General features: G+C 54.3%; 11 protein-coding genes. 6 read left to right on the top strand and 5 right to left on the bottom strand.

The features are described 5' to 3' along the window. Positions 1-247: 247 nt before the first annotated feature. Both FUA23_RS14780 and xseA read right to left on the bottom strand, forming a co-directional pair. Positions 248-7,243 (bottom strand): gliding motility-associated C-terminal domain-containing protein, encoded by a 6,996-nt coding sequence (locus FUA23_RS14780; RefSeq protein WP_147931528.1) that lies wholly within the window; start codon positions 7,241-7,243, stop codon positions 248-250. 75 nt (positions 7,244-7,318) lie between these two features. Further along, entirely contained in the window at positions 7,319-8,557 is a 1,239-nt protein-coding gene (gene xseA / locus FUA23_RS14785; protein WP_187271064.1) for an exodeoxyribonuclease VII large subunit, read from the bottom strand. 536 nt (positions 8,558-9,093) lie between these two features. Between xseA and FUA23_RS14790 the strand changes: the two genes are divergently transcribed. Both FUA23_RS14790 and FUA23_RS14795 read left to right on the top strand, forming a co-directional pair. Further along, complete coding sequence (locus FUA23_RS14790) at positions 9,094-10,059, top strand: SPFH domain-containing protein (protein ID WP_147931530.1); 966 nt, start codon at positions 9,094-9,096, stop codon at positions 10,057-10,059. Positions 10,060-10,086: 27 nt separating this feature from the next. Then, positions 10,087-10,596 carry an AAA family ATPase gene (locus tag FUA23_RS14795; protein WP_147931531.1) on the top strand — a complete coding sequence of 170 codons (510 nt, stop codon included), beginning with the start codon at positions 10,087-10,089 and terminating at the stop codon, positions 10,594-10,596. On the opposite strand, the gene FUA23_RS14800 is transcribed toward FUA23_RS14795, so the two are convergent. Next, positions 10,593-11,654, bottom strand: a complete 1,062-nt coding sequence (locus FUA23_RS14800; protein WP_147931532.1) for a hypothetical protein — start codon at positions 11,652-11,654, stop codon at positions 10,593-10,595. The genes FUA23_RS14795 and FUA23_RS14800 overlap by 4 nt on opposite strands. A gap of 709 nt (positions 11,655-12,363) precedes the next feature. Between FUA23_RS14800 and FUA23_RS14805 the strand changes: the two genes are divergently transcribed. The 4 genes from FUA23_RS14805 (at position 12,364) to FUA23_RS14820 (ending at position 20,219) form a co-directional block, all read left to right on the top strand. Beyond that, on the top strand, positions 12,364-14,580 hold the full coding sequence (locus FUA23_RS14805; RefSeq protein WP_147931533.1) for a TonB-dependent receptor: 2,217 nt from the start codon (positions 12,364-12,366) through the stop codon (positions 14,578-14,580). 146 nt (positions 14,581-14,726) lie between these two features. Then, positions 14,727-16,508, top strand: coding sequence for a DUF4331 domain-containing protein (locus tag FUA23_RS14810; protein WP_147931534.1), 1,782 nt, complete (start codon positions 14,727-14,729; stop codon positions 16,506-16,508). Positions 16,509-16,680: 172 nt separating this feature from the next. After that, positions 16,681-18,756, top strand: coding sequence for a T9SS type A sorting domain-containing protein (locus FUA23_RS14815; RefSeq protein WP_222707041.1), 2,076 nt, complete (start codon positions 16,681-16,683; stop codon positions 18,754-18,756). A 221-nt stretch (positions 18,757-18,977) separates the two neighbouring features. Next, positions 18,978-20,219 (top strand): tetratricopeptide repeat protein, encoded by a 1,242-nt coding sequence (locus tag FUA23_RS14820; RefSeq protein WP_147931535.1) that lies wholly within the window; start codon positions 18,978-18,980, stop codon positions 20,217-20,219. A gap of 158 nt (positions 20,220-20,377) precedes the next feature. Here the strand turns inward: FUA23_RS14820 and tmk are convergent, their stop codons facing one another. Together tmk and FUA23_RS14830 are read right to left on the bottom strand one after the other, a co-directional pair. Next, positions 20,378-20,998, bottom strand: a complete 621-nt coding sequence (tmk, locus tag FUA23_RS14825; RefSeq protein WP_147931536.1) for a dTMP kinase — start codon at positions 20,996-20,998, stop codon at positions 20,378-20,380. A 63-nt stretch (positions 20,999-21,061) separates the two neighbouring features. Continuing rightward, positions 21,062-23,506, bottom strand: coding sequence for an SDR family NAD(P)-dependent oxidoreductase (locus FUA23_RS14830; protein ID WP_147931537.1), 2,445 nt, complete (start codon positions 23,504-23,506; stop codon positions 21,062-21,064). Between the last annotated feature and the right edge of the window lie 159 nt (positions 23,507-23,665).

Raw genomic sequence — 23,665 nt, forward strand, 5'->3', positions numbered from 1 at the left:
TTTCAGGATATCCACCCAAACCGGAGTGTTTCAGGACAATTAGCGCGAAACTAGCGCGGTTTCCGGCGAGGCAAAAAACGCAGGTGAAGCCTTAGCTTCGGCGAGGCTTTTCAACGAAGTCAGGAGCAGCGCTGGCAAGTTTTGAAGTCCCCCTCGAAGGAGCAACGAAGTTAAACCACTCTGACTTGGGAATCACTGGCTGAGCGCTCCTGCCCGATCATCCTTGTGGGTCAAAATGGATGTTCTGCTAGCGCAGCAGCACGAAGTCTCCCAATTTGCGCATTACCGTACCGTCTACCAGCTCCAGTTCCAGTTCCCAGATGAAAACCTGAGGATTCATCAGCCGGCCATCGAGCCGGCCATCCCAACCAAAGTTGTCGGTCTCCCGCAGGGGGTCGGTGTTGAGGTCGTACATCAACTCTCCCCACCGGTCGTAGACCTTGAAATTCAACAAACCCTGCACCTGCGATCCCGCATAAGGCCGAAACAGTTCGTTGCTCGTATCTCCATTGGGGCTGAAGGCCGTTGGTACGTAAACGTCTACCTGGCCATCGACCGTAATGACTACGAAGTCCGTTGCCGAGCACCCTTCTTCATCGAGAATCTGCAACCGGTAAGTCTGAGACTCCAACGGGCTCACACGGATGAAACTATCATTCGTAGTTGGGGGCAGCGGACCGCTGCTGGTCCAGAGCAAGGTGTCCCAGTTCTGGAACGTAGTGATAAAACTGAGGTCGATACTGTCGCCAAGATTGATGGTGGTGTCTTCCCTCAGATTCACTTCAGGGTCAGGGCCCATCAGCACCTCGAATGTTTCCAGAAATGAGCAGCCATCGGCACCTATAACTTCTAACGTATAACTCCCTACGGGCAAGCCTTCGTAATTGGTTCGTTCCGTAAGCAGTCCACTGTCCAGCCGGTACCGGAAAGGTCCGGTTCCGTTCTGAACCCCGGTAATTTCAACCGCTCCGTCCCGGTCCTGTTCGCAGGCGGGCTGGTCTACCTCCAGCGAGAGTCCTGCTATCTGAACCGCCTCCCGCTGCAACTCTATGCTGTCCAGGGTTTCACAACCGTTCACTTCATCGGTGACTTTAAGGTAGTAATACCCCGGCTCCCGGCCTCTGACCAGATAAGGATCATTGGTTGTGATGATGTCACCAGCTTCGCTGGTCCAGACAGGATCGAACCGCGGTCCGTTGCTGCTTCCCCGGCCATCAATTGCAGCCTGCACCCGGTCACAATTCAACACCTCCGGCTCCCGCAGGATCACAACCGGCTCCGCAAAATCAGACCCGACCAGAGTAAAGGTCGTATCCTGGCAACCGTTGCCCAGGTCTACTGTAATCAGGGTATATTCTCCATCGGCGAAGATGACCTGTTCGGTTTCTCTGCCCAATAAACTATCCGCCGCGTTGAACCATCGGTAGCGATAATTGATTGCCAACGAGGCCGGGTTTAATTCCAACGCGAAACTGTCGCGCAGGCAGGTAAACTCAAGCGGAGGCTCGATAACGGGCGACGGAACGGTAAAGTCTTCACTGACAACTGCCACCAAAGTATCGCGGCAGCCGTTGCGCTGCTGAGTCACGACCAGTTGATAAGGCCCCGAAACAGTTACGGGCAGATCATCAGGTCTCGTCTGGGGTTCGAGTGTAAGGTCGCCCGGCCCTGTCCACTGGAAATCGACCGTACTTACAGCCTGATTTGTCCGGCCATCCAGTAATACTTCCTCGCGGTTACAATCGAGTCGGGTGCCCAGAGGGGCAGACACCGTAGCCACGGGAGCGATGGTGTCTGCAGTAACGAGGAGAATGTCGGCGCCGGTACAGCCGCTTACAGGATCGGTAACGGTGAGCAGGTAGCGCCCCGTAGCGGCCACCACGGGCGTTTGGTTGAACGTGCCGGATACGATCCGGCCATCCATTGTGGTCCATTCGTAAGTGCTCAGCCCGCTGATGGTTGTTCCCTCGCCAAAGAGTTCTACCTGGCTGCGCGAGCAGGTCAGCGTCGTATCGTTACCAGCGGTAACGATGGGTGCTGACACGTCGCGGAAGATGATAACACTGTCGGTAGCTGAGCAGGAGTTTCCGGGATCCGTTACGGTAAACAGGTAGGTATCCGGTTGGAAGATCGTTGCTACCATCGAATCGGCATTGCCGATAAAAAAGCCCGTCCTCGACATCCATTCAACCTGAGGCTCGCGGCCGTTTACAAGGTCTGCTTCTCCGGTTACAAGCAAAGAATCCAGTTCGCAGAAAAAAGTATCCGCAGCGCTGATGGTCAACGTGGGCACATCGAGGTCTGCGGTCACGTCAACCGTAAAGTCGTTTTCACAGCCGTTCAGCGTATCCTGAATGTAGAAGCGGAATGTTCCGCTCCCGGTAACTTCCAGGATTCCTGGCCCTACTTCGGGTAGGGATTCGTTGCCGGTAGCAAGCACTTCTTCCCAACCGTAGTTGATGTTTGGCCGGGTGATGTCCTCGCCGTAAAGCAACAGTGTATCCCGGGCGCAATTGACGCTTGTGTCGGGATACGGAATTACCACCGGTAGCGCTTCGTCTACTTCTACCCGGACATCAGCAACCGAGCGGCATCCATTCACGGTATCCATTACCATAAGCTGGTAATCTCCGCCACACCGGACGATGGGATTGAGTACGTTTGTCCCCTCCAGGCACGCAACGGAAGGGCCACCGCTCCAGCGGTAAACGTACCGGTTGCCGAGGCTGGAGTTGATGCCATCCAGCACCCTGCGCTTATTGTCGCAGTCCAGCAATCTTTCGGGTCCGGCATCAGCGATTGGGACAATGGTATCGTAGCGTACCATAACGCTATCGATCACCACGCACGAGCTGAGGGTGTTCGTGGTCTCAAGCTGGTACAAGCCTCCGATCGAGACCCGTAAGCTGTCGCGGTCAGCTCCCACCAGTGTATTCCCGTTGGGGCCGATCCAGCGGTAGGTAAAAGGGAAGGGAGGCTCGGGAGCAGGTTCCCAAAGCAGGACATCGGTGATTTTACAACTAAGTTCCTGGTCGGGGCCGGCGTTGTCGGCTGGTACCTGTCGGCTGTCCGTTACGGTTGCCGTCGCCCGGCCCTGCAGGCCAAACTGATTGATCACCACGATGGTGTAGTCTCCGGTTTCAGTTACGGGCAGGCGCGTTTCTGTTTCCCCGGGCACAACCGATTCGTTGCGGCGCCAGGTGTAGGTACACCCCTGGCATGGGTCCCGGAAAGTGGCTTCTAAAAACACGGTGTCCTGAACACAGCTCAGGCTCGTATCCCTCAGACGAGGAAAGGGCGGACAGGGCAAGCGCGTGGCCTCCACCGAATCAGTCACACTGCAACCGTTACCTGTATTGGTTACCTCTACATTGTATACGCCCTGGTGTCCGATCCTGACGGTATCGTAGTCTGCATCCGCCACCAGAGCGGGACCCATCCACGCGAAGGTGTAATCACCGGGAATGTCCGGAATAACGGCGAGCTTGAAGTCCGTCGTATCGCAGGGGATAACGGCTGAAGTAAAGTCTAAACCAGGAACTGTCAAGTCGTTGACTATCCGAACATTACTCACACTGGAGCAACCGGTTTCACGCTGGGTAACGCGTAGCAGATAAATCCCACCACTGGTTACCTCGGCGGTAATCGATTGGCTGAGGGTATCATCGGCCGTATTGGTCCAGACATAGTCGAACAGCGGGCCGGAAGAGCTGCCCGCTCCGTCCAGGGTTACACTCGGGAAATAACAACTTACCGTATCGCGGTCTCCGGCTTCGGATACAGGACTGATCAGGTTCCGCGTCACCTCTACGAATGCGGTATCGGTTTGACCAGAGACGAGATTATTCACCACAAAAGCGTATTGCCCCGGGGTAAATACCGTGAGTTCCCGATCGGTAGCTCCGGGCTGAGTTGTTGCTCCTGCGGGGATGATCCATTCCGTCATCACATTCGGCCCGGGCACCGGGAATGATACAGTGGCATCCAGTTCGACCAACGATCTTGCACAAGTGATACTATCGGGTGGAACGACGATGGCCAGCGCGGGGCAATCGGCGGAGACAACAATGCGGGCAGTATCGAGGCAACTTTCGTTGAAATTACCCAGCACAAGCGTGTACTCTCCGGGCAGGCTGACGGTCGGTCGCATCCCGACCAGGCCGACGGGTTCCCCGTCCCGAAACCAGCGCACGACCGGAGCATCGGTACCTGCGCTTCGGTCGAGGCGGGTGAGCCCCGTCTCGCAGTCCAGAAAGGCAGAGTCCGGCAAGAGAGCGACCACGCTGTTGTCGGCGAGTTCAATCGTGACCGAATCCCGCGTCTGGCACCCTGTTTCCAGGTTGACGACCGAGTAATAGTAGGTTCCCGGACAGTAAGCCCACGTCAAATTGGTGTCCCGGGCCGGAGAGAGACAGGGCCCGGACCAATTTTGCAGGTTATCGTAACTCAGGTTAGTGGCCCTTGCGTCCAGGGCCACCGAATCGACGAAGCAGTCGAAGTCGAGCGGCAGCTCGATCCGGATACGCGGTGTATCGAGACGGGAGAGCACCCTTGTCCGGTCGGTTGATACACATCCGTTGTCGGTGTCCGTCACTGTGAATTCAAAATAACCACCGGGGTCTTCTACGAAAAAGCTGACCAGGCGGCCCAGGGTGTCATTCGGTTCGCTGAGGCGAACCCAACTGTAGCGCATTTCCGGTCCGATGCTGGAGGAGCCTCCTCCCAGCAGGAATTCGTTGTTATAGCAGTTTATTTCGAGGGTGTCCGGGCCCGCTGCGGCCACCGGCCGCAGTGTATCGGCGGGCGCAATTATCGTTCGCGTTGCTGCGCAACGACTGATGGTATCCACCGCCGTAAGGGTATAGCTTCCCGCCCGGGTGGCCACGTACGTACTGGCCGTTCCGATCGTATCCGCGGCATTCTCATAGGTCCAGTAAAATTCCTGGCCGTTAGCGGAGGAGCTGCCAGAAGCATCGAGCAGTCGTTCCGGGAAATAACACGACAGGGGCGCGGTCGCAGGTGCAAGGGAGAGGTTGGAAGGAGAAATATCCTGAACCACGGTAAACATTGTATCGTTGCTGCAACCGCTACGGCGGTTCGTAACCGTCAGCGTATAGGTTCCCGGGCAATCGGTCACAAACACCGGACCGGAAGCTTCGCCCGGTAAGCATCCGCCCGACCAACGGTAATCCAGGAAGCTATTGTTCGGTTGCAGCGTATCACCCACCAGGGTAATTTCGGTCGTTTCGCAGTTGAGCAATTCGTTACCGCCGAAGAAGGTTACTGGTGTCAGGGTGTCGATTCCCATTGCGAAGAAGGTATCCAGCCGGCAACCGGAAAAGGCGTTCTCGATGGTGAGGTTGTACACGCCCGGGGCATCGACGGTGATTCCGGGCCCATCGGCTGCGCCGATGATGTTACCGCCGGCCGGGCTAACCCAGGTGTAGTCATACAGCGGCCCCAGCGAATCCGGCGTAGCAAGGATGCCCGGTGTCGGGTTCCGGCAGGAGATGAAGTTACACGGCTCGTTCAATCCGTCGCATTGCACCTGCGTCAGCGCCAGTTCTGCCTCTACCTCGAAACGAAAGTCTTCCACCAGGATGCTGTCTTTAACCGTACACCCCACCCCGCGGGTCTGATTGGACAACTCGTAGAAGTACAACCCGGCGGTATCTGCGGTGAAACTGCGTAGAAAACTCAGGTCGTTGCCTTCCACATCCGTCCATACTCCCCGGTTCAGGTATTCAAAAGTGCTCTGCGAGGCATCCATCAAAAGCGTCGGGCTGTCACAGGTAAGGCCAGGGCCAACCGGTTGAAAAACGATTTCAGGGTTGAGCACTACGAGGTCGAGCATCACCGTAGAATCGCAGCCGTTGGCTGCGGGTATGGTGCGGGTGTAGTTGCCCGTTGTGGTAAAAGCCTCCGCTCCGATCATAAAAGCGTCGCCTGCGCAAACGGCAGCCAAGGTATCCTTTTCGATGGGCGGAGCAACGCTCAGGTTTAGTGTAACCACGCTGTCACACCCCAGAAACGAAGGGATCGTGTCGATGTAAGTTCCCGGAGAGTTGTAAACGTTGCTCCCCTGAACGTACACGGCTTCGGCGCAAATAGTCGTGTCTTTGGTTTCGAACAGGGTTTCGACGATCTCAAGGTCAAGTACGACAACGCTGTCGCAACCGGCCCGACCGGCAAGTTCGATGGTACGTACTCCGGTGGTAAAATAATCCGTATCACCAACGCGGTAAACACCTCCCTGGCAAAGTTTCACTTCCAGCATGGTGGGCTCCGGAATCGGGTAAAGGTTCACCTCCTGGCAAACAGGAGTAAGGTCTCCGCAAAATGCCGGTTGCACGCTTGCAAAATCAGCCCGCAATTCATCAAAAGTCAGGCTTCCGTCCAGGGTAACCTGGTCCAGTTCACCGAGTCGGTAACTTAACCCGCAGATTTCATAGCTCCCAGCCGGGAGGTTGCCCAGGTTGACGTTGTCTTGCAGCATGAACACCGAATCGTTACGCGCAACCGCAAAAGTGTATCCGTACAACGCGGCGTCGGGTCGGGGCTGGCGGTAACGAGGGGTAAGGCCCAGCGGTATACTCATCGATTCTTCGCAAAATTCGAGATTAGGGATGGGTTCCAGTTCTCCGGCATTGGCAAAACAACACGGCCCTTCACTGTTGAGGTCGTCGCAAAACTCCAGCAAAATATAGGTAATCCTCCCCTCCTGCCCGGTCCGGGCGGTATTGAAGCTGAAGGTCCAGTCACCGTTTACCGGACCGTTGTTAAAGTCTTCGAAACAGCCCGTTGCCGGGAGGTAACTTCCCTGCGACAGCCCGAAGGCCGGCCAGTTGTAAGGATCGTTGTTGTTCCATTGGCCGGGGGCACTGCCATCCGGGTCTGCGCCTTCGGCGCAGGTGTTGAAGTCTATGAACCAGCGTGCCAGGTTGGTAGGTGGTCGTGTCTGACTATTCACCGGCCCAACCAGCTCGACTGACTGCCCGGCAGGACTCGTTACCGTCATCGTGAAGTCGTACACGTAGCTGTGCTGGAAGTAAACCGTGATGCCGCAAAGCCCCTGCGCGGGGTCGGCCAGATCATTGTTCAGGTAATTTTCGATCGAGACGGCTACCTCCGTTAATCCCTGGTTACCAATCGCGATGGTATCGGTGTAGCCACACCGCTGCCCCCAGGCAAAAGAGGACAGCCCGCAGAGCAGGAGGAGGTGTAGTAGTTTATGGGGCAACATTGGCGGTAAAACGCTTAGGATAAGGGATTGATTGTAAAGGTAGAGGTTAGATCTTTAGCTGATGAATGGCTTTGGTTATTTCACCGGGCTCACCTTTATACGTCCAGTTTTCAGCCTTACTTCCAGTTCTCCGTCCCTGACGTCGTCGGGGTCGACAATCAGGCGTCCTTCCTGGCTCACGAGAGCGTACCCACGGGCAAGCGTGGTTTCCGGTCTGAGAGCGGTCAGGAGTTGCTCGAGGTGATTGAGTTGGTCGCTGGCCGAGGCAAGAGCGGCCGGGGGAATCCGCTTCAGGTCTGCTTCCAACCGGTCTGTCCTGAAAGTTTCGGCGGTCAGCGCAGACCGGGCGGCCTGGTGGTTGGCCTGCGCAAGCCGGTCGAGCCGGGGCGACTCCCAACCAGTAATCTGGTGGCCCGACTGCGCAATGCGCCGCCCCAGTTGCAGAACCCTGCCCTCGGTCGCTACCAGTCGTTCGATCAGGAATACGGCCGCAGCAGTTGGTGTTTTCAGGCTCCGGTGAGCGATGCGGTCCAGCACGCTTTCATCGGTTTCGTGGCCGATTCCTACGATTACGGGCAGGCCGTGTTCCGCTACTGCCCGGCAGAGTTGTTCTTCGTCGAAAGCGGCGAGATCGGTACGTCCGCCGCCACCACGGACAATCACTACGGCATCAAAGCGATCAGACCAGTTTCTTCCAATTTCCCGGAGGCGACGGATAATTTCGGGGCTGGCCTGAACGCCCTGCATCGCGGCGGTGAATACTTTTAGTTTGAACTGATAGCCGTACGGGTTGGCTTCCAGCTGCTGGCGGAAGTCGGCGAGGCCCGCGGCCGTATCCGAAGAGATGATCGCCAGGCGCTGCGGAGCCAGCGCCAGAGGTAAACGTCCGTTACGCTCCAGCAGGTCTTCGGCCGAAAGGCGCTCAAGGGTCAGTTGCCGGCGGCGCTCAAGTTCGCCGATGGTGAAGGCCGGGTCGACATCCTCAACGGAGAGGCGCAGCCCGAACCGCTCGTGGAAAGTGGCGTTTACGCGTATCCTGACCGACATTCCTTGCTGGAAGAGCCCATCGACGAGCGGCTTGCCGTAGTTGAGGCGGAGGTCCCGGACTTTCGTGGCCCACACCACGCCTTCCATCTGGGCGACGATCTGATCGGTATCCGGGTCTTTTTGTACCAAACTCAACCACTGATGGCCACGCGACTCATTTACCTGCGCCAGCTCTGCGGCCACCCACACCGGCTCGGGCATATTCAGAGCAAATACCCTGCGGATGAAGTTAGTTAAGTCGGCTAGCTGGTAAGTTTCGGGAGTCAATTTGATGTTTTGAGAGGCAAACGCCACAGGTTAGTTCCGGCCGCCAAAGATAATCACCGAAGCAACTTTTAGCTAAACACGCTCACGTTGGTTTTCTCCTCCCCCACCGCATAAGGGTGAAATGTTCCTGTATGGGGTAAAAAAAAGGAAGCCCGGGCTCAACGCCCAGGCTTTCCTGTAAAACACCTAAAACCCATATTCATATCATGAAAAACCTAATTCTTTGTGTACTTCCCGGCAGATAGTTTGCTAAATAAGCTTTCTTCCTCCGGGAGACGCTGTTATGACGGCAGGTTTGAAAAAAGGTAACAGGTATTTTAATTTTTTTTTCCGGGCGGGGCCGCAGGTGCCGGGTAAAAGGATGAGAAGCAGAGCTTTTATAAGAGGCAAAAATGGCTCTTCCAACCTTTTCTGCACCTGCGTTGAGCGCCGTCGGTCGATACAATGCGGACCTTTATCGGATAAGCAGAAATATGTTTAAACCACATGGCCTCAGGAAACCTTATATTGCCACATCATTAAAACAATAAAGACCCATGGATTTACCCATTGCAGTACTTGGCTTTCTTGCCTTCTTTGCCTTCCTTATCTTTAACGGTGCATTTTTCACCGTCAAGCAACAGTCAATGGCTGTGCTCGAGCGACTTGGTAAGTTTCAAAGTATCAAAGGGCCCGGCCTTCATTTTAAAATTCCGTTTGTAGACAAAGTCGCGGGAAAAATGAGCCTCAAAGTTCGCCAGCTCGACGTAAACGTAGAGACAAAAACGAAGGACAATGTATTTGTAAAACTCAAAGTAGGCGTTCAGTATGTAGTTGGTGAAGACAGTGTGTTCGATGCCTTTTACAAACTAGCCAACCCAGACGAGCAAATCAACTCTTACATCTTTGATGTTGTACGGGCAGAAGTGCCGAAAATGAAACTCGACGATGTTTTCGAGCGTAAAGACGACATCGCCAACGCGATCAAATCCGAATTGCAAGACGCCATGGAGAGTTATGGCTACAATATTGTAAGAGCTCTCGTAACCGATATCGACCCGGACGCGACCGTTAAATCAGCAATGAACCGGATCAACGCTGCAGAACGCGAGAAACTCGCCGCTGAGTACGAAGCAGAAGCCGATCGCATCCGCATCGTTGCCAAGGCCAAGGCCGAAGCCGAATCCAAGCGCCTTCAGGGTCAGGGTATCGCCGATCAGCGTCGTGAGATCGCAAAAGGTCTTGAGGAATCGGTAGACATTCTTAACTCCGTAGGCATCAACAGCCAGGAAGCCTCAGCACTGATCGTCGTTACCCAGCACTACGATACGTTGCAGAGCATGGGCGAGAACGTGAACTCTAACCTCATCATGCTGCCCAACTCTCCGAACGCCGGCTCCGACATGCTGAGCCAGATGACGGCCAGTTTCATCGCCAGCCAGCAGATGGGCGAAGAGATGAAGACCGCTACCGATGCTATCAAAGCAAAAAAGGTGAAAGAGAAGATCGAACTTAAGCGATAGTACCTCAAAGCCACTTTACGAGCTCGAATGACCATTTTAGTTACCGGTCCTGAATCTTCAGGCAAAACCACCCTTGCCAGGGACCTTGCCTGGGCACTCGACGGAACCTATGTAGCCGAAGCCGCCCGGGACTATCTGGAAGAACGCGACGGTAAGTATTCCGAAACCGATCTGCCCGCAATATGGGACAGACAGAAGAAAGCCGAAGACGCAGCACGTGCGTCTTCGGCTTCTTTTGTGGTTTGTGACACCGGGCCGGAAGTGATCCGCATCTGGGCCGAGGTGAAGTATGGCCTTTGTCCTCATGACGTGCTGGAAGCATCCCTCAACCGGCATTATGACCTGATTCTGCTCTGTCGCCCTGATCTGCCCTGGGAACCAGATCCGCTGCGGGAAGCCCGGGACCAACAGGAACGCGAAGACCTGTTAGAACGTTACCGGAAAGTACTGGCCGACCGGCCATATCAGGAAATTTACGGCAAAGCACGGCTCTTCAGGGCGCTCCGAATTACACAAGAAATGAACGCCCGGATTTAGAAGCCTAACTTCATCACCTCGCCGTGGTACTCTCCGCGCAGGTTTGCCCCACGGAAGGACTCAAAATCGAAGCGGATACTGAACTCGTCTCCTTCGATGTACACAAGAGTTTCTCCGGTATCCATTGGTTCGTCGTCGAGAGCTGTTCCCGTCCTGAAGTCCATCTGGCGGCAAAAGTAAGAGCCAGTTACCTGCCCTGTGTTTATCTCTCTGAAATAACCGTTAAAGGTTTCAAACGTGTTGCTGATCTTATGTCGGCCGGATTCTAAATCTCCTCCGCTACTATTGGCAAGGGCCAACAGCATTACGTCACTCTCTCCCAAAAGATCTTCGGCATTGTGAACAGGTTCTTCCGTCAAATAGAGGCGGTAATAATTGCTGTATGGAACCAGGTATGCGTTTGTTAAAGCAAAAGATTCTTCGTCACGCAGCATATAATTCTCTCCGGAAAAATCTTCCGGGCTGACCTCCTCTGCTTCGGGGCTGACGGGGTTAACCGGTACCAGAGGTCCCGTGAAGGTTCCGCGAAAAGTATGCCGTGGATTCGCATTATGCAGAATATCTACCTCAACGAGGTATTCCCCATCCTGAGCGGAAATTGTGACGGTACTGCCGCTATCGAACCTCAGGTCGCGCAGCAAATAACTTCCGGCGGATACGATGTAACTGGTTTCGGTACCGGCATCAAGCAAAGAGCCATCGCTGACCCGGAACTCCCCTACCGGTACAGGGTTATCTGATTGCAACAGAATTGCTGCGGTAGGCTCGGGGACCTCGTTGCGGAGATTGTCGTTATCCAGAACATCGCTTTCGGTTAGTACGAGGTGATGCTGGAAAGTTTGCCCGTCGGGCATAGCAGTTGTGCGGACATAGGCATAAAATAAGTCTACTTCTATGTAGCCGAATTTGAAGTTGGTGGAAGCGGACGGTTCGTCGGGTTCTGTGATTTGCCCGGCGTCGCCGGGCGTTCGGATGATGAAATCTTCAGATTCCTCAATACAGGAAAAGGATGAGATGCAGAGTAGTGAGAACAGGATGGTCCGGGTAAAAAACGACATAAAACTGGGGTTTAGGTTTCTGAAAAAACTCAAGCCTGAAGCAGCAAGAGTGGTTTAGGATCAGGAAGTTAGTGGTTTTCGGTCTTTACACACAAGCACAAACCATGAATTTTCAATCATTTAAATAAATTTTAAGGCTACAGTCCTGATAATCTTTTCATTGATCGGAGCGGCGCGGGCGCAGGATGCAAACAAGGTTTCTCGAACAGGGTACTGATCAGATTATCGCTCAACCCCCACCCCAACCCGTGAGCTTCGCTGCTGCCTTCGGCGGTCCCACGGGGGATGGGCTAGTGAAAACGCTACGCGTTTTGGGTTGCAAGCTCTTAGGCGGTGACTATGATCTCGAGCTAAAAGCTTAAAATCGAATCCTATGCGTCAGCCCTGCCCCTCCCGGCCTCCCCACACCGCTGCGCTGGGGAGGAGCAATCTCGACAATCTGGTTTGCGCCCTTCTGAACAGGGTACTGATCAAGTGTAAAAACCGTGCCGTTCAACCAAGCCTGTACCTGCGATTGCGCCAAAAAATCCTCTTATTGGGAGGGGGGATAAAACAGGTTAGCGGGGTATACTCCATGTTTAGTTTAAGTTAATTTTTCTCATCTGCAACCAATCCGCTTTTTATCTCGTAAGTAAATGCAACAAATTTGCAACGCGGCTGCTCCTTGTGGAGAGCTGATGTTGACACACCCACACAATTACCTCATTTGATGCACCAATACATTATCCTCTCCCTTTCTTTTTTCGCCTGTTTGCCGCTCTTCGGTCAATCCGTTAACGGTGTTGTAACCGACGAAGCAGGCAACAGCCTGCCCGGAGCCTACGTTTTCTGGCACGCAGGTGACGCACATACCCATACCGACAATGCTGGTCGTTTTGACCTCCCCGGGGTGAGTACGGGAGATACGCTGCACATCAGTTTTATCGGCCATACGGGACGCGACCTTATCGTTCCCGAAAACGCAAACGATCTGGCTATCGTCCTGCAGTCCGGGAGCCTTGACTTACGGGAAATTGTGGTCGGCAGCTCTGACCGCCCGCAGCGTATAATATCCGGCATCGATCTGGCCGTGAGGCCTGTTAATTCCAGTCAGGAAATTTTGAGAAGCGTTCCCGGCTTATTCATCGGTCAGCACGCCGGAGGAGGAAAAGCAGAGCAGATTTTTCTGCGTGGCTTCGATATCGATCACGGTACGGACATCGCGATTTCGGTGGACGGGATGCCGGTAAATATGGTATCCCACGCTCATGGTCAGGGTTACGCAGACCTTCACTTTCTTATCCCCGAAGCTATTGGAGCCGTGGACTTCGAAAAAGGGCTTTACGATGCGAATCAGGGCAATTTTGCTACCGCAGGCCACGTAGACTTTCAGACAAAAGATCGTTCCGGTGGCAGTTTCGTGAAGTTGGAAGCCGGAAGCTTCGGCAACCTGAGGACCGTAGCGCAGCTCGATATCCTGTCCGGCAAGAATCACAATGCTTATGTGCTCGGAGAATACAAAGTGGCCGACGGCCCGTTTGAGTCTCCTCAGAATTTCAGCCGTGGCAACCTTTTTGCCAAATACACCGGTTTGCTGCGGGATGCAGATAAACTGAGTGTTTCCCTGAGCCACTTTTCCAGCAACTGGGACGCCAGCGGCCAGATACCAGAACGTGCCGTTGCCTCTGGACTGATCGGTCGGTTCGGTGCTATCGATGATACCGAAGGAGGCGAAACCAGCCGTAGTAACCTGATTGTGGGATACACCCGCGAAATTGACGGCGCAACGTTCATCAAAAATACTTTCTCGTACACCCGGTATGATTTCGAGCTGTTCAGCAACTTCACCTTCTTTCTGGATGATCCGGAGTTCGGCGATCAGATTCGACAGCAGGAGAGCCGTGATATAATTTACGCACAATCCGTCCTCCACCATAACACCAACCTTGGGGGAACGACCGTTGAAACCAGAATCGGCGCGGGGCTGAGAAGTGACCGTACCGACGACAGTTCGCTGGCCAACACCATTAACCGCACAACCGTACAGAACTACATCCAACGGGGCGACGTAAGCGAAGACAACTTCAACCTATTCGCAGATGCACGCTTTGAATTCGGAAGGCTCAGCTTACAGCCCGGGGTTCGGCTCGACCACTTCCGGTTTGGATACCGCGACTTGCTGGCGACAGAATACACCAACGCTTCGGTCAACAAAACGCGCGTTTCTCCCAAACTCAAAACCACTTACAGGTTGTCCCCGGACAGTCGTTTGTTTCTCAACGCCGGTACGGGCTTCCACTCCAACGATAGCCGCCTGGCCAACACCAGCCAGATAAGCGGCATGACGCCTCCTGCATACGGAGTGGACCTCGGTCTGGAAACCAAGCTGCTGCCCCGCCTGATCATGAACACCGCGCTTTGGTACCTTTTCCTCGAGCAGGAGTTTGTCTATGTCGGCGATGCCGGAATTGTTGAACCCTCAGGGAGAACCAGGCGCTTTGGAGCAGACATGAGCCTTCGGTACCAGATGACCGATTGGTTATTCGGAGACCTCGACGCGACCTACTCGCACGCCCGCTCGATAGACGATGAAGAAGGAGAGAACCTCATTCCTCTTGCGCCCCGGTTGACACTTGCCGGCGGTTTAAGCGTAAAAGCCCAAAACCTTACCAGTGGACTCCGTTTCCGCTTCCTCGGCGACCGCCCCGCAAACGAAGACTACAGCCTTACGGCGGAGGGTTATCTGGTCGCCGACGCAAACATTGCTTATACCCTGGGCAGGTTCACGTTTGGTGTTCTGGTAGAAAATATCGGCAACGAAAAATGGAACGAGGCTCAATTCGCTACAGAGTCAAGACTGTTTGACGAAGCTGTGCCGGTAGAGGAAATCCACTTTACCCCCGGAGCTCCCCGCTCGGTGCTAACCACCTTAAAATTGAGCTTTTAACAATTCATACATCATTGGAAAATAATTTTTTATAAAAAACACCGATTAGTAAAACCGGCCACTGCGGTCTTTACGTACCTGAACGAGCTACAGCTCTGGTTGTACGAATTACTCAAATAATTTACTAATCGCTTTAATCCAAATTCATGAGATTACCCATACAATTCAAATGGGTGTTGTCCGCAGTGGTCTTATCGCTCTCTTTCAGCCTGATGGCTTCTTCCCACCGGGAAGCTCCGCTGATTGCCGACGATCCGCTTGCCGACAATACCGACGTTTACGCCTTCCGCAGCCCTGATGACCCCAACACCATCACGATTCTGGCCAATTACATTCCGATGCAATTGCCCCAGGGAGGCCCGAACTACTACACTTTTGGCGAAGACATCCGCTACGAGATTCACATCGACAACGACGCCAGTACTCCTGGCGATGACGTTACTTACCGCCTGACCTTTACCCGGACAAACCAGGACCCGACGACATTCTTCAACATTCGTCTCGGAGCGCAGAACATCCGTGCTACCTACACGCTTGAGCGTAGCATAGCGGGAGGAGCCTTTACGACAATCTTTGAAGACGGTGTTGTACCGGCTTACAACATCGGCCCACGTTCGATCGAGAGCGCGGTTGGCCTTGACAGCACCTACGCTGAATTAATGGCGAATGCCATTGGCACAGCAACTACGGGTGAAACCGTATTTGCAGGCCCGGTAGACGATCCTTTCTACGTAGACCTTGGCGGCATCTTTGACCTGGGCGACAGCCCTCGCCAGGGAGACGACATCAACAGCCGTGATGGTTTGGCTCAGTTCAACTGTCATACTATTGCGCTCCAGATTCCGATCAGCACACTGCTGAAAACCGGCGCTGCTGCGCAGCCCGCCAACATTCTTGACGGCGATTACGTGATCGGTGTGTGGGCATCTGCCAGCCGCCCGGCAACAAAGACCCTCGTTGCTGCTACGGCAAACGTGCCCGGCAGTTCTTCCGTCGAAGGTGAGTGGGTTCAGGTATCCCGTCTCGGTATGCCGCTGACTAACGAAGCCGTAATTCCGGTAGGCATGAAAGATTACTGGAATTCCCTTTCACCTTATGATGAAATCAGTGACACTCTGCTCGATCAGTACTTCTACAACCCTGAGCTAGCGCTGTACATGGATGACGATCAGTTTGGCGGAGCCGTACCTGCTTTCGGCCCTCTGCGCATCCAGACAGCCAGCCCAACGGCTGTTGGAAACATTGACTTCACAAATGGTGCGGATGGTCTCTTCGCCCTTACTGACCCGGCATTTGCAGACCTCATCGCCGGCTCTGCTTTCGACCCTGCCGTTGGCTTCCAGTCACTGCTTCTTCCCGGCCCGGGTAAACCGCGTTCGGTTGATCTTTGGCCGATCTTCCACACAGGTGCTCCGAACCTTGCTCCGTACCAACTTGCCACGGGCAAGACCCCGGGCAACCCCTTCACACCCGGTAAGCCATTCATCAACAATTTCCTGCCTAACGGTGGCGACATGCTTCGCCTGAACATGGCAACGCCGGTTACCCCGCGCGACGATGAGAACTTCTCCAGTCTTGGCCTCGTACAAGCAGCTGCTATTGGCCTCACCGTAGCTCCGTTCAACACTACTACCGACCTGGAAATGATTCCGAACATGGACGGATTCCCCAACGGCCGTCGCCTTGAGGATGATGTAACCCGCATTGAGTTGCAGGCAGTTTCGGGAGTAGTGCTCGCGGCAGTAGGTCTGTTCTACGACGATTACGATCTGGCCGGAGGCGGAAGCCCCGTTACCGACAACCTCGTGGGTGTACTTGGTTACACTACAGAAGTTGAGGAGAACGACAAGCCCTTTACCGCTACGTTCCCCTACGTTGCTGCGCCATGGCGTGGAACCGTCGTTAACCACACCAATATCGGCAACTAGTAATAACCGTTTTGGGTCATTAAACTCCGGTTTCTGCAGTTTTTAATCGCTGCGGGCTGAAGTACAATTATCCTCACAGTGCATGAGGCCAGCCCTCAGGTTGCCGACCAAACCATAACATTGACCGCCCGGGCGCAAGTTTGCTTCCGCCCGGGCTCATCATAAAGAATAAATGAAAAACAATTATATCCACAAATGCGCATTCGCGCTGCTGGGGATGCTGATGAGCGTATCGCTCTTCGCCTCCAGCCACCGGGAAGCCCCCCTCATTGCGGACGATCCCGTTGCCGACAACGTTGACGTCTACGCCTTTCGTAGCCCCGATGATCCTGGCACCGTAACCCTGATCGCGACTTATATTCCCGGTCAGTTGCCTCACGGCGGCCCCAACTATTACCACTTCGGAGAAGATATCCGTTACGAGATCCACATCGACAACGACGTCTCCACCCCGGGAGATGATGTTCTTTACCGCTTCACCTTTACCAGAACGAACGAAGATCCAAGCACCTTCTTCAACATTCGTTTGGGTAAGGAAAACCTGAAGACGACTTACCGTCTCGAACGCATTACCAACGGCGGCAACAACGTCGATGTAATCGTAGAGAATGGTGTTGTCCCTGCTCCGAACATCGGCCCGCGCTCCATCGAAAGTGAAGTCGGTTTGAATCAGGACAGCTACGAAGCATACTCCAACAGCGCAATTACCACCGCGACTACGGGAGAAACCGTGTTCGCCGGCCCTGTAGACGATCCTTTCTTCGTTGATCTGGGAGGCATCTTCGACCTCGGCGATGCGCCACGTCAGGATGGTGACCCGATCGACGGGTTGGCTTGCTTCAATACCAGCGCCCTGGTACTGAAAGTTCCAATTCAGGCACTGCTGCCAGGCGAGGCTAACTTCCCGGCAGAGAGCATTCTTGACCCTACCCACGTAATCGGAGTTTGGGCTTCTTCCAGTCGCCCGGCCATTCGCACCCTGCAAACTGATGGTTCCAAGCCTGCCGTAGACGGCGACTTTGTGCAGGTATCTCGCTTGGGTATGCCGCTCACCAACGAAGCTGTCATACCGATTGGGATGAAGGATTACTGGAATGCTATTACGCCATACGACGAACTGGCCGACACCTTACTGGACCGCTACTTCTACAACCCAGAGCTTGCGCTCTATATGGACGACGATCAGTTTGGTGGTGCCGTACCGGCATTTGCCCCACTGCGCGTGCAGACAGCAAGCCCGACGGCGGTTGGCGACATTGACTTCTCCAACGGAGCTGATGGCCTCTTCGCCCTTACCGACCCTGCGTTTGAAGACCTCATTGCAGGCTCCGCATTTGACGCAGCGGTTGGCTTCCAGTCGCTTCTTCTTCCTGGCCCGGGCAAGCCCCGTTCCGTAGACCTTTGGCCGATCTTCCACACGGGTGCTCCTAACCTCGCTCCGTACCAACTGGCTACCGGCAAAACTGCTGGCAATCCGTTTACCGCTGGTAAACCTTTCATCCACAACTTCCTGCCCAACGGCGGCGATATGTTGCGCTTGAATATGGCCGTTCCCCCTACCCCACGTGACGATCCTAATTTCTCCAGCCTCGGTCTGGTACAAGCGGCGGCCATCGGTTTGACCGTAGCACCGTTCAATACCACCACCGACCTGGAAATGATCCCTAATATGGACGGTTTCCCCAACGGCCGTCGTCTTGAAGACGACGTGACCCGGATCGAGCTGCAGGCAGTTGCGGGGGTAGTACTTGCTGCCGTCGGCCTGTTCTACGACGACTACGATTTGGAGAACGGTGGCAGCCCGGTTACCCCCGGCCTTACCAACGTACTCGGTTACACCACCGGTGTTGAAGCCAACGACAAACCGTTCCGCAGCGACTTCCCTTACCTGGCCCTTCCGGCAAGTGGCAAAGGAGAATGTTCCGGTGCGATATCTACCGTTTCCAACGATTTTTTCGAAACCGGCATGGGAGCAAGTGCGCCTAACGTGGTGGGCGTAAACTTCCCCAACCCGTTCCAGTCTCAGACTACGATCAAGCTCCGGGTTCGTGAAACAACCGCTGTTTCCATTGAGATGTACGACATCAACGGTCGGATGCTGAAACAACTTGCCCGGGAAAGCTTCCCGGCTGGTGAGCACCTCATCCCCGTCAATGTTTCCGGTGTACCGCAGGGCACCTACCTGGCTGTGGTGAAGAGTGGTTCGGGTCGAATTCTTCAGACAATCCGAATGATCAAATCCAACTAGTACAGTTTTCCCGTATCTGAATCACCACCATAATGATTCAGGTATCACTACCAATTACAGAGGGGTACCAGGATACGATCTCCTCCCCCTCTGTTTTCAAAAACGACAACCTACTCAATTAGGCAGCGTGGCTAAATCTTTCAGATATGACTGATTTACCACGCTGTTATTTTTTGAGACAAGCAGTACCAAAATCACTAACATTTAAAATTGAGTAGAAAATGAAAAAAGTAAGTTTATCCTCCCTCTTCTTCCTCCTTTTGCTTGCCATCAGCCTGTCCTCATGCGGTGATGGCCAGGACGCGACAAATGGCAAATCCGCCGTTAACGACGTAGAGATCCCCGCTTTGCTCCCGCGCCCCGTCGCCCTTCAAAATGCCGTGGAATGGGACAAAACCCAGAGCAGTTACATGCAACTCAGCAGTGATCTGCGCCTGAAAGACGAATATGCCATCGAGCCCCGGATCACGCTGGCACAGATTTTTGCCAACGAAGCACGGGTGACCGGAGAACACGGGCACTACTACCCCGCCGCCCTGAAAATGGTGAATGAAGCCCTGGAAATCAACAAAGGCCTGAACCCCGATCAGGAATTTCTGGCCCTATCGACCAAAGCAAGCGTACAGCTTTCACAGCATGACTTTAAAGATGCACTCGAAACGGCGAAGCGCGCCATCGCCCTCAACCCTTACAACGCACAGATTTACGGTGCATTGATTGACGCAAACGTGGAACTGGGCAATTACGAAGATGCCGTTGCGGCATCCGACAAAATGGTCAAAACGCGCCCCGACCTTCGTTCATACTCCCGGGTTTCTTACCTCCGTGAAATCCATGGTGATATTCCCGGAGCGATCAAAGCCATGCAGATGGCCGTAAATGCTGGTGCGCCAGGTTACGAATCTACCGCATGGGCCCGACTGACCCTTGGCGAACTTTACCACCGCTACGGAGAGCCGGAAAAGGCTAAAAAACAATACCAGTCTATTCTGGTAGAACGCCCAAAGTACCCATTCGCCATCGCTGCACTTGCAGAGCTGGAAATGGACAATAAGAACTACGACGAGGCCGAAAAGCTGCTCGACGAAGCAGCTGGCATCATCCCTGAGGTTGGTTACTATATCCAGCTCGCTGAACTGTACAAAGCCACCGGACGGGAGGAAGAAATGAAAACCAAGGAAGAAGAGATCTTCGAGATGCTACAGGATGATGTAGACTCCGGCCATAACATGGATCTCGAATACGCTTTCTTTTACCGTGATCACTTTGGAGATTACGACAAAGCGCTCGACTATACTAAAAAAGAGTACGAAAAGCGCCCCGCGAATATTGACGTGAACCGAATGATGGCCAGCCTGTACCTGAAAAAAGGTATGGATTCCGAAGCCGCATCATTTCTTGAAAAAGCCAACGCCACACAGTCCAAGCACCCTGAACTCCAGGAATTACTGGCGGCCAGATAGTTTTCCCTATATTTATTTTTAAACAACACTTTTGGAGCACCGGAGCAATGACTACCTCATTATCCGGTGCTTTTCTTTATCCCTGTTACAATGTAACAGATAAGCACGAGCCTCGTAACCTTTCCCCAGGCTTTGTGCACCGGGGTGCAATTGTTTGTCTACTGTAGTTTTTGTTCCACCACCGCCCAGATCGCATCCGAAATATCGATCGGATCGCCGCTGGCATCGATGATGTGAATGTTCTCTCCTTCTCCAAAATGCTCAAAGGCAAGGTGAAAAGACTCCCGGACATGGGTTAGCTTTTCCCTGGTCTCAAAGAGTTCATGCTCTTCGCCTCTGGCGGCAATCCGCTGCATGCTTATTTCCGGGTCCAGGTCGAGAAATATGGTGATATCTGCGGGCAGTGTCCGCTTCGCAAGCATATTGAGAGAGGCGATCCATCCCGGATCGGCAAACTCACTCTGGTAGGCGAGCGAACTGAAATAATAGCGGCTGGCGATCACCTGATAACCTTCTTCGAGTTTCCGCAAAAGCCCTTCCTCCGGATGGTAAAGGTGTTCGATGCGGTCAGCGGCAAAAAGCGCAGCGACGGTTTTGGGGTCGGCTGCTACCTTTTTTTGAAGGATAGAACGGAGAAATTTCCCGGTCGGCAATTCAGTTGGTTCGGCAGTAAGGTAGCAGGCAGCTCCCCCACTCTGCAACCGGTCTTTCAGCATCTCGATCTGGGTTGTCTTACCTGAGCCATCGAGGCCTTCAATTACAATAAAGAGTGGTTGCATCAGCTGTCCTTGTAGTATAGAAAATTCCCTGCCGGCTTAGCGGGGGGGGGGGTATTTGCGAAATTATTCCTCTTCGGCAAATCGGTTCCGGCCCGAGCGGTCGACAAGAGTAGAACTGGCCTGCTGCGTTCCCTGAATGACCATATCAAGGATGTTGACGTGAGCTGGCTGGGTGATCATAAATTCGATAGCCCGGGCTACATCAGGGGAACGGAGAGGTTGAAAATCCTCATAGATTTTGGCCCGTTCCGCATCGCCGTCGTAGCGCACTACGGAGAACTCAGTTTCTTCCACCATCGCAGGACAAATCTGACCTACCCTGATGCCGTGTTTAACCAGATCGATACGCATCGCCCGGGTGAGGGCATCGACGGCGTGTTTGGTGGCGCAATAAACGTTTCCGTTGGGATAGACTTCCTTGCCCGCCGTACTGCACACATTGATGATCATTCCGGAGCGGCGTTCCACCATTACCGGGCTGATGGCCCGGGTGAGGTACAGTAATCCCTTCAGGTTTACGTCGATCATCTCGTCCCAATGATCAAGTTGCCCCTCATGAATCGGGTCTACGCCCTTGGCCTTGCCGGCGTTATTGACGAGCACATCGATGTTTTGCCACGCTCCGGCAAGGCGGGCCGGCAGGCTGCTCACAGCTTCCCGGTCGGTAACGTCAAGCGGAATCAGTAGCGTTTCCGTTTGGTGTGCGTTGAGGAGTTCTTCCCCTAGTTCTTCGAGCCGCTCGTTGCGGCGGCCGATCAGGATCAGACGAAAGCCCTCGACAGCCAGGCACCTTGCGGTGGCCCTGCCGATACCACTGGTTGCGCCCGTGATTAGAACGGTTTTGCCGGCTCCTTTAGGTGGCGCGGGCGCAGGTGCAGGGGTGGGTTCAGGAACCCGGTCCCGTTCGGCGATCATTGCTTCCAGGGAAGCGATGTTTTGTTTCAGGGCCGCGAGCGCATCTTCTTCAGCCGGGGTTGCAGCAGTAACCAGCGAAATAGCCGCAAATGCTTTGCGGTTAGCAGCCGTGTTGAATGCCGAATTGATGGCCGTAGCGGTTTTAAAAGCAATTCTCGCCCCCTCGTACTCTCCGCGCTGGTGCAACAAAACTGCGAGCTCGTACTGCGCGTAGGCGTGAGAAGGGTCGATCGCCAGGCCCTTGCGCAGCACCTTGATGGCTTTCCCCTGCCGGCCCACCGGGCCGGCGAGCAGGAGCGCGTAGCGATAGAATGCATCGGGGTTGGGCTCTTTGTCTTTTGTGGCGCGACGCAGGTAGGCTGCGGCTTCGAGGAAGTCTTCGGCGAAGTGATCCGCCAGCAGAATACCCAGGCGGTAGTTCAGGTCGGGGTAAAAGGGCTCGATGTCTGAGAGTTGCTCCCAGTTTTCGCGGGCGCTCTGGTAGTCTCCCGCACTGAGGTAAAGCTCTCCGTTGAGGTAAAGCGCATCCGGATGATCAGGGTGTTTGGCCAGCAACGCTTCAGTTTCGCGGCGGGCAGCCGCTGCGTCTTCGGTGGAAGTGGCCAACAGGAGAGCGTAGTGGTAATGCAGCTTGTGATGATCGGGCAGGGCGTCACGCCCTGCATTGAGCAGTTCGAGCGCTGAGGTGGCGTCACCTTCGTCGTGCATACTCCAGGCGCGCTCTATCCAGATGTTGGCCTGCTCGGCAGGCGACATCTCCTGAGCGGAAGCATCCGTTCCTTCCTGCTTTGCGGGCTCGCCGGTAATGCCGGAGGTTATTTCCGGTGCTTCAGCATCTAAGTTGTCGGAGGTCATGGGGTAGTTGGTTTGGGGCTGATCTGTAGGTTCGGGGATGTCCGCTTCGTCATCCTCACTTTGCACCTGCGGTTGCGCCTCATCATCCTGCCCGGCCATGCCCAGCATTTCCAGCCCGGGAATACCCGAGAGGTCCATCGGAGCTGCGTTTTCAAAGTCTTTCAATTCTTCCCACAACTTTGGTCGTTCCGCGAAGATGAAGAGCTGGTGGTAATGATCGGCTGCAAACTGAGCTTCGGTAAGGGCCCAGCCATCTTTGATCTGGCGCAGCAGTTCTTCCATCTGAACGCTGGTTTCCCTGATTTTGCGTTTGTACTTTACGAAAGCTTCGCCTCCTCCGAGGTCGTCGTCCGGCTTACGGAGTTTGATATAGCGGTCTTCCCAGTAATTAACGTAGTACATCAGTTCCTGCTGACTGGCCAGGCTCGTCTGGGTGGAAATAACTTCGTCCTGCAGTTCATCGTAGGCATGAGAACGGATGAAGACGGGCAAAACTTCACGGTCGGAGCCAAAAATCTCCTGTCCCCTCAACATGCAGTTCGAGTTGGTCAGGAAATCACTGGAGATAAGGACCACCACCGGCCCCTCGGTATCTTTCAACAAATCGGCCAGGACCGGGCCTTCGTTGGACTTGCCGACACTTACATGGACGAAACTGACATGACTAGCCAGATCCGCCGCAATTCGGTGAGCAGTTGTCTGGTTATCGGTAACGTAAGCGAGGGTGATGGTAAGCATGGGGCGCAAGATAGAATACGGGCGGGCATTATTGAAGATTTTAGGGCGACAATCGTGGCGGAACGATCAGGATTCCCCGGCAGACCACCGAGCGCTACCGGCAACCTGAATAAGGGATTTCATCAAACCGCACCGTCTCAAAGACTATACAAGCGATGA

It is taken from the genome of Neolewinella aurantiaca (genome assembly GCF_008014675.1).
In the GTDB taxonomy this organism is placed as follows: Bacteria; Bacteroidota; Bacteroidia; order Chitinophagales; family Saprospiraceae; genus Neolewinella; species Neolewinella aurantiaca.

What these genes read in the sequence shown, in the direction of transcription:
- FUA23_RS14780 (WP_147931528.1), bottom strand. Translation starts at nt 7,243, where the DNA reads ATGTTGCCCCATAAACTACTACACCTCCTCCTGCTCTGCGGGCTGTCC.
- FUA23_RS14805 (WP_147931533.1), top strand. Translation starts at nt 12,364, where the DNA reads ATGCACCAATACATTATCCTCTCCCTTTCTTTTTTCGCCTGTTTGCCG.
- tmk (WP_147931536.1), bottom strand. Translation starts at nt 20,998, where the DNA reads ATGCAACCACTCTTTATTGTAATTGAAGGCCTCGATGGCTCAGGTAAG.
- FUA23_RS14815 (WP_222707041.1), top strand. Translation starts at nt 16,681, where the DNA reads ATGAAAAACAATTATATCCACAAATGCGCATTCGCGCTGCTGGGGATG.
- FUA23_RS14830 (WP_147931537.1), bottom strand. Translation starts at nt 23,506, where the DNA reads ATGCTTACCATCACCCTCGCTTACGTTACCGATAACCAGACAACTGCT.
- FUA23_RS14795 (WP_147931531.1), top strand. Translation starts at nt 10,087, where the DNA reads ATGACCATTTTAGTTACCGGTCCTGAATCTTCAGGCAAAACCACCCTT.
- FUA23_RS14820 (WP_147931535.1), top strand. Translation starts at nt 18,978, where the DNA reads ATGAAAAAAGTAAGTTTATCCTCCCTCTTCTTCCTCCTTTTGCTTGCC.
- FUA23_RS14810 (WP_147931534.1), top strand. Translation starts at nt 14,727, where the DNA reads ATGAGATTACCCATACAATTCAAATGGGTGTTGTCCGCAGTGGTCTTA.
- FUA23_RS14790 (WP_147931530.1), top strand. Translation starts at nt 9,094, where the DNA reads ATGGATTTACCCATTGCAGTACTTGGCTTTCTTGCCTTCTTTGCCTTC.
- FUA23_RS14800 (WP_147931532.1), bottom strand. Translation starts at nt 11,654, where the DNA reads ATGTCGTTTTTTACCCGGACCATCCTGTTCTCACTACTCTGCATCTCA.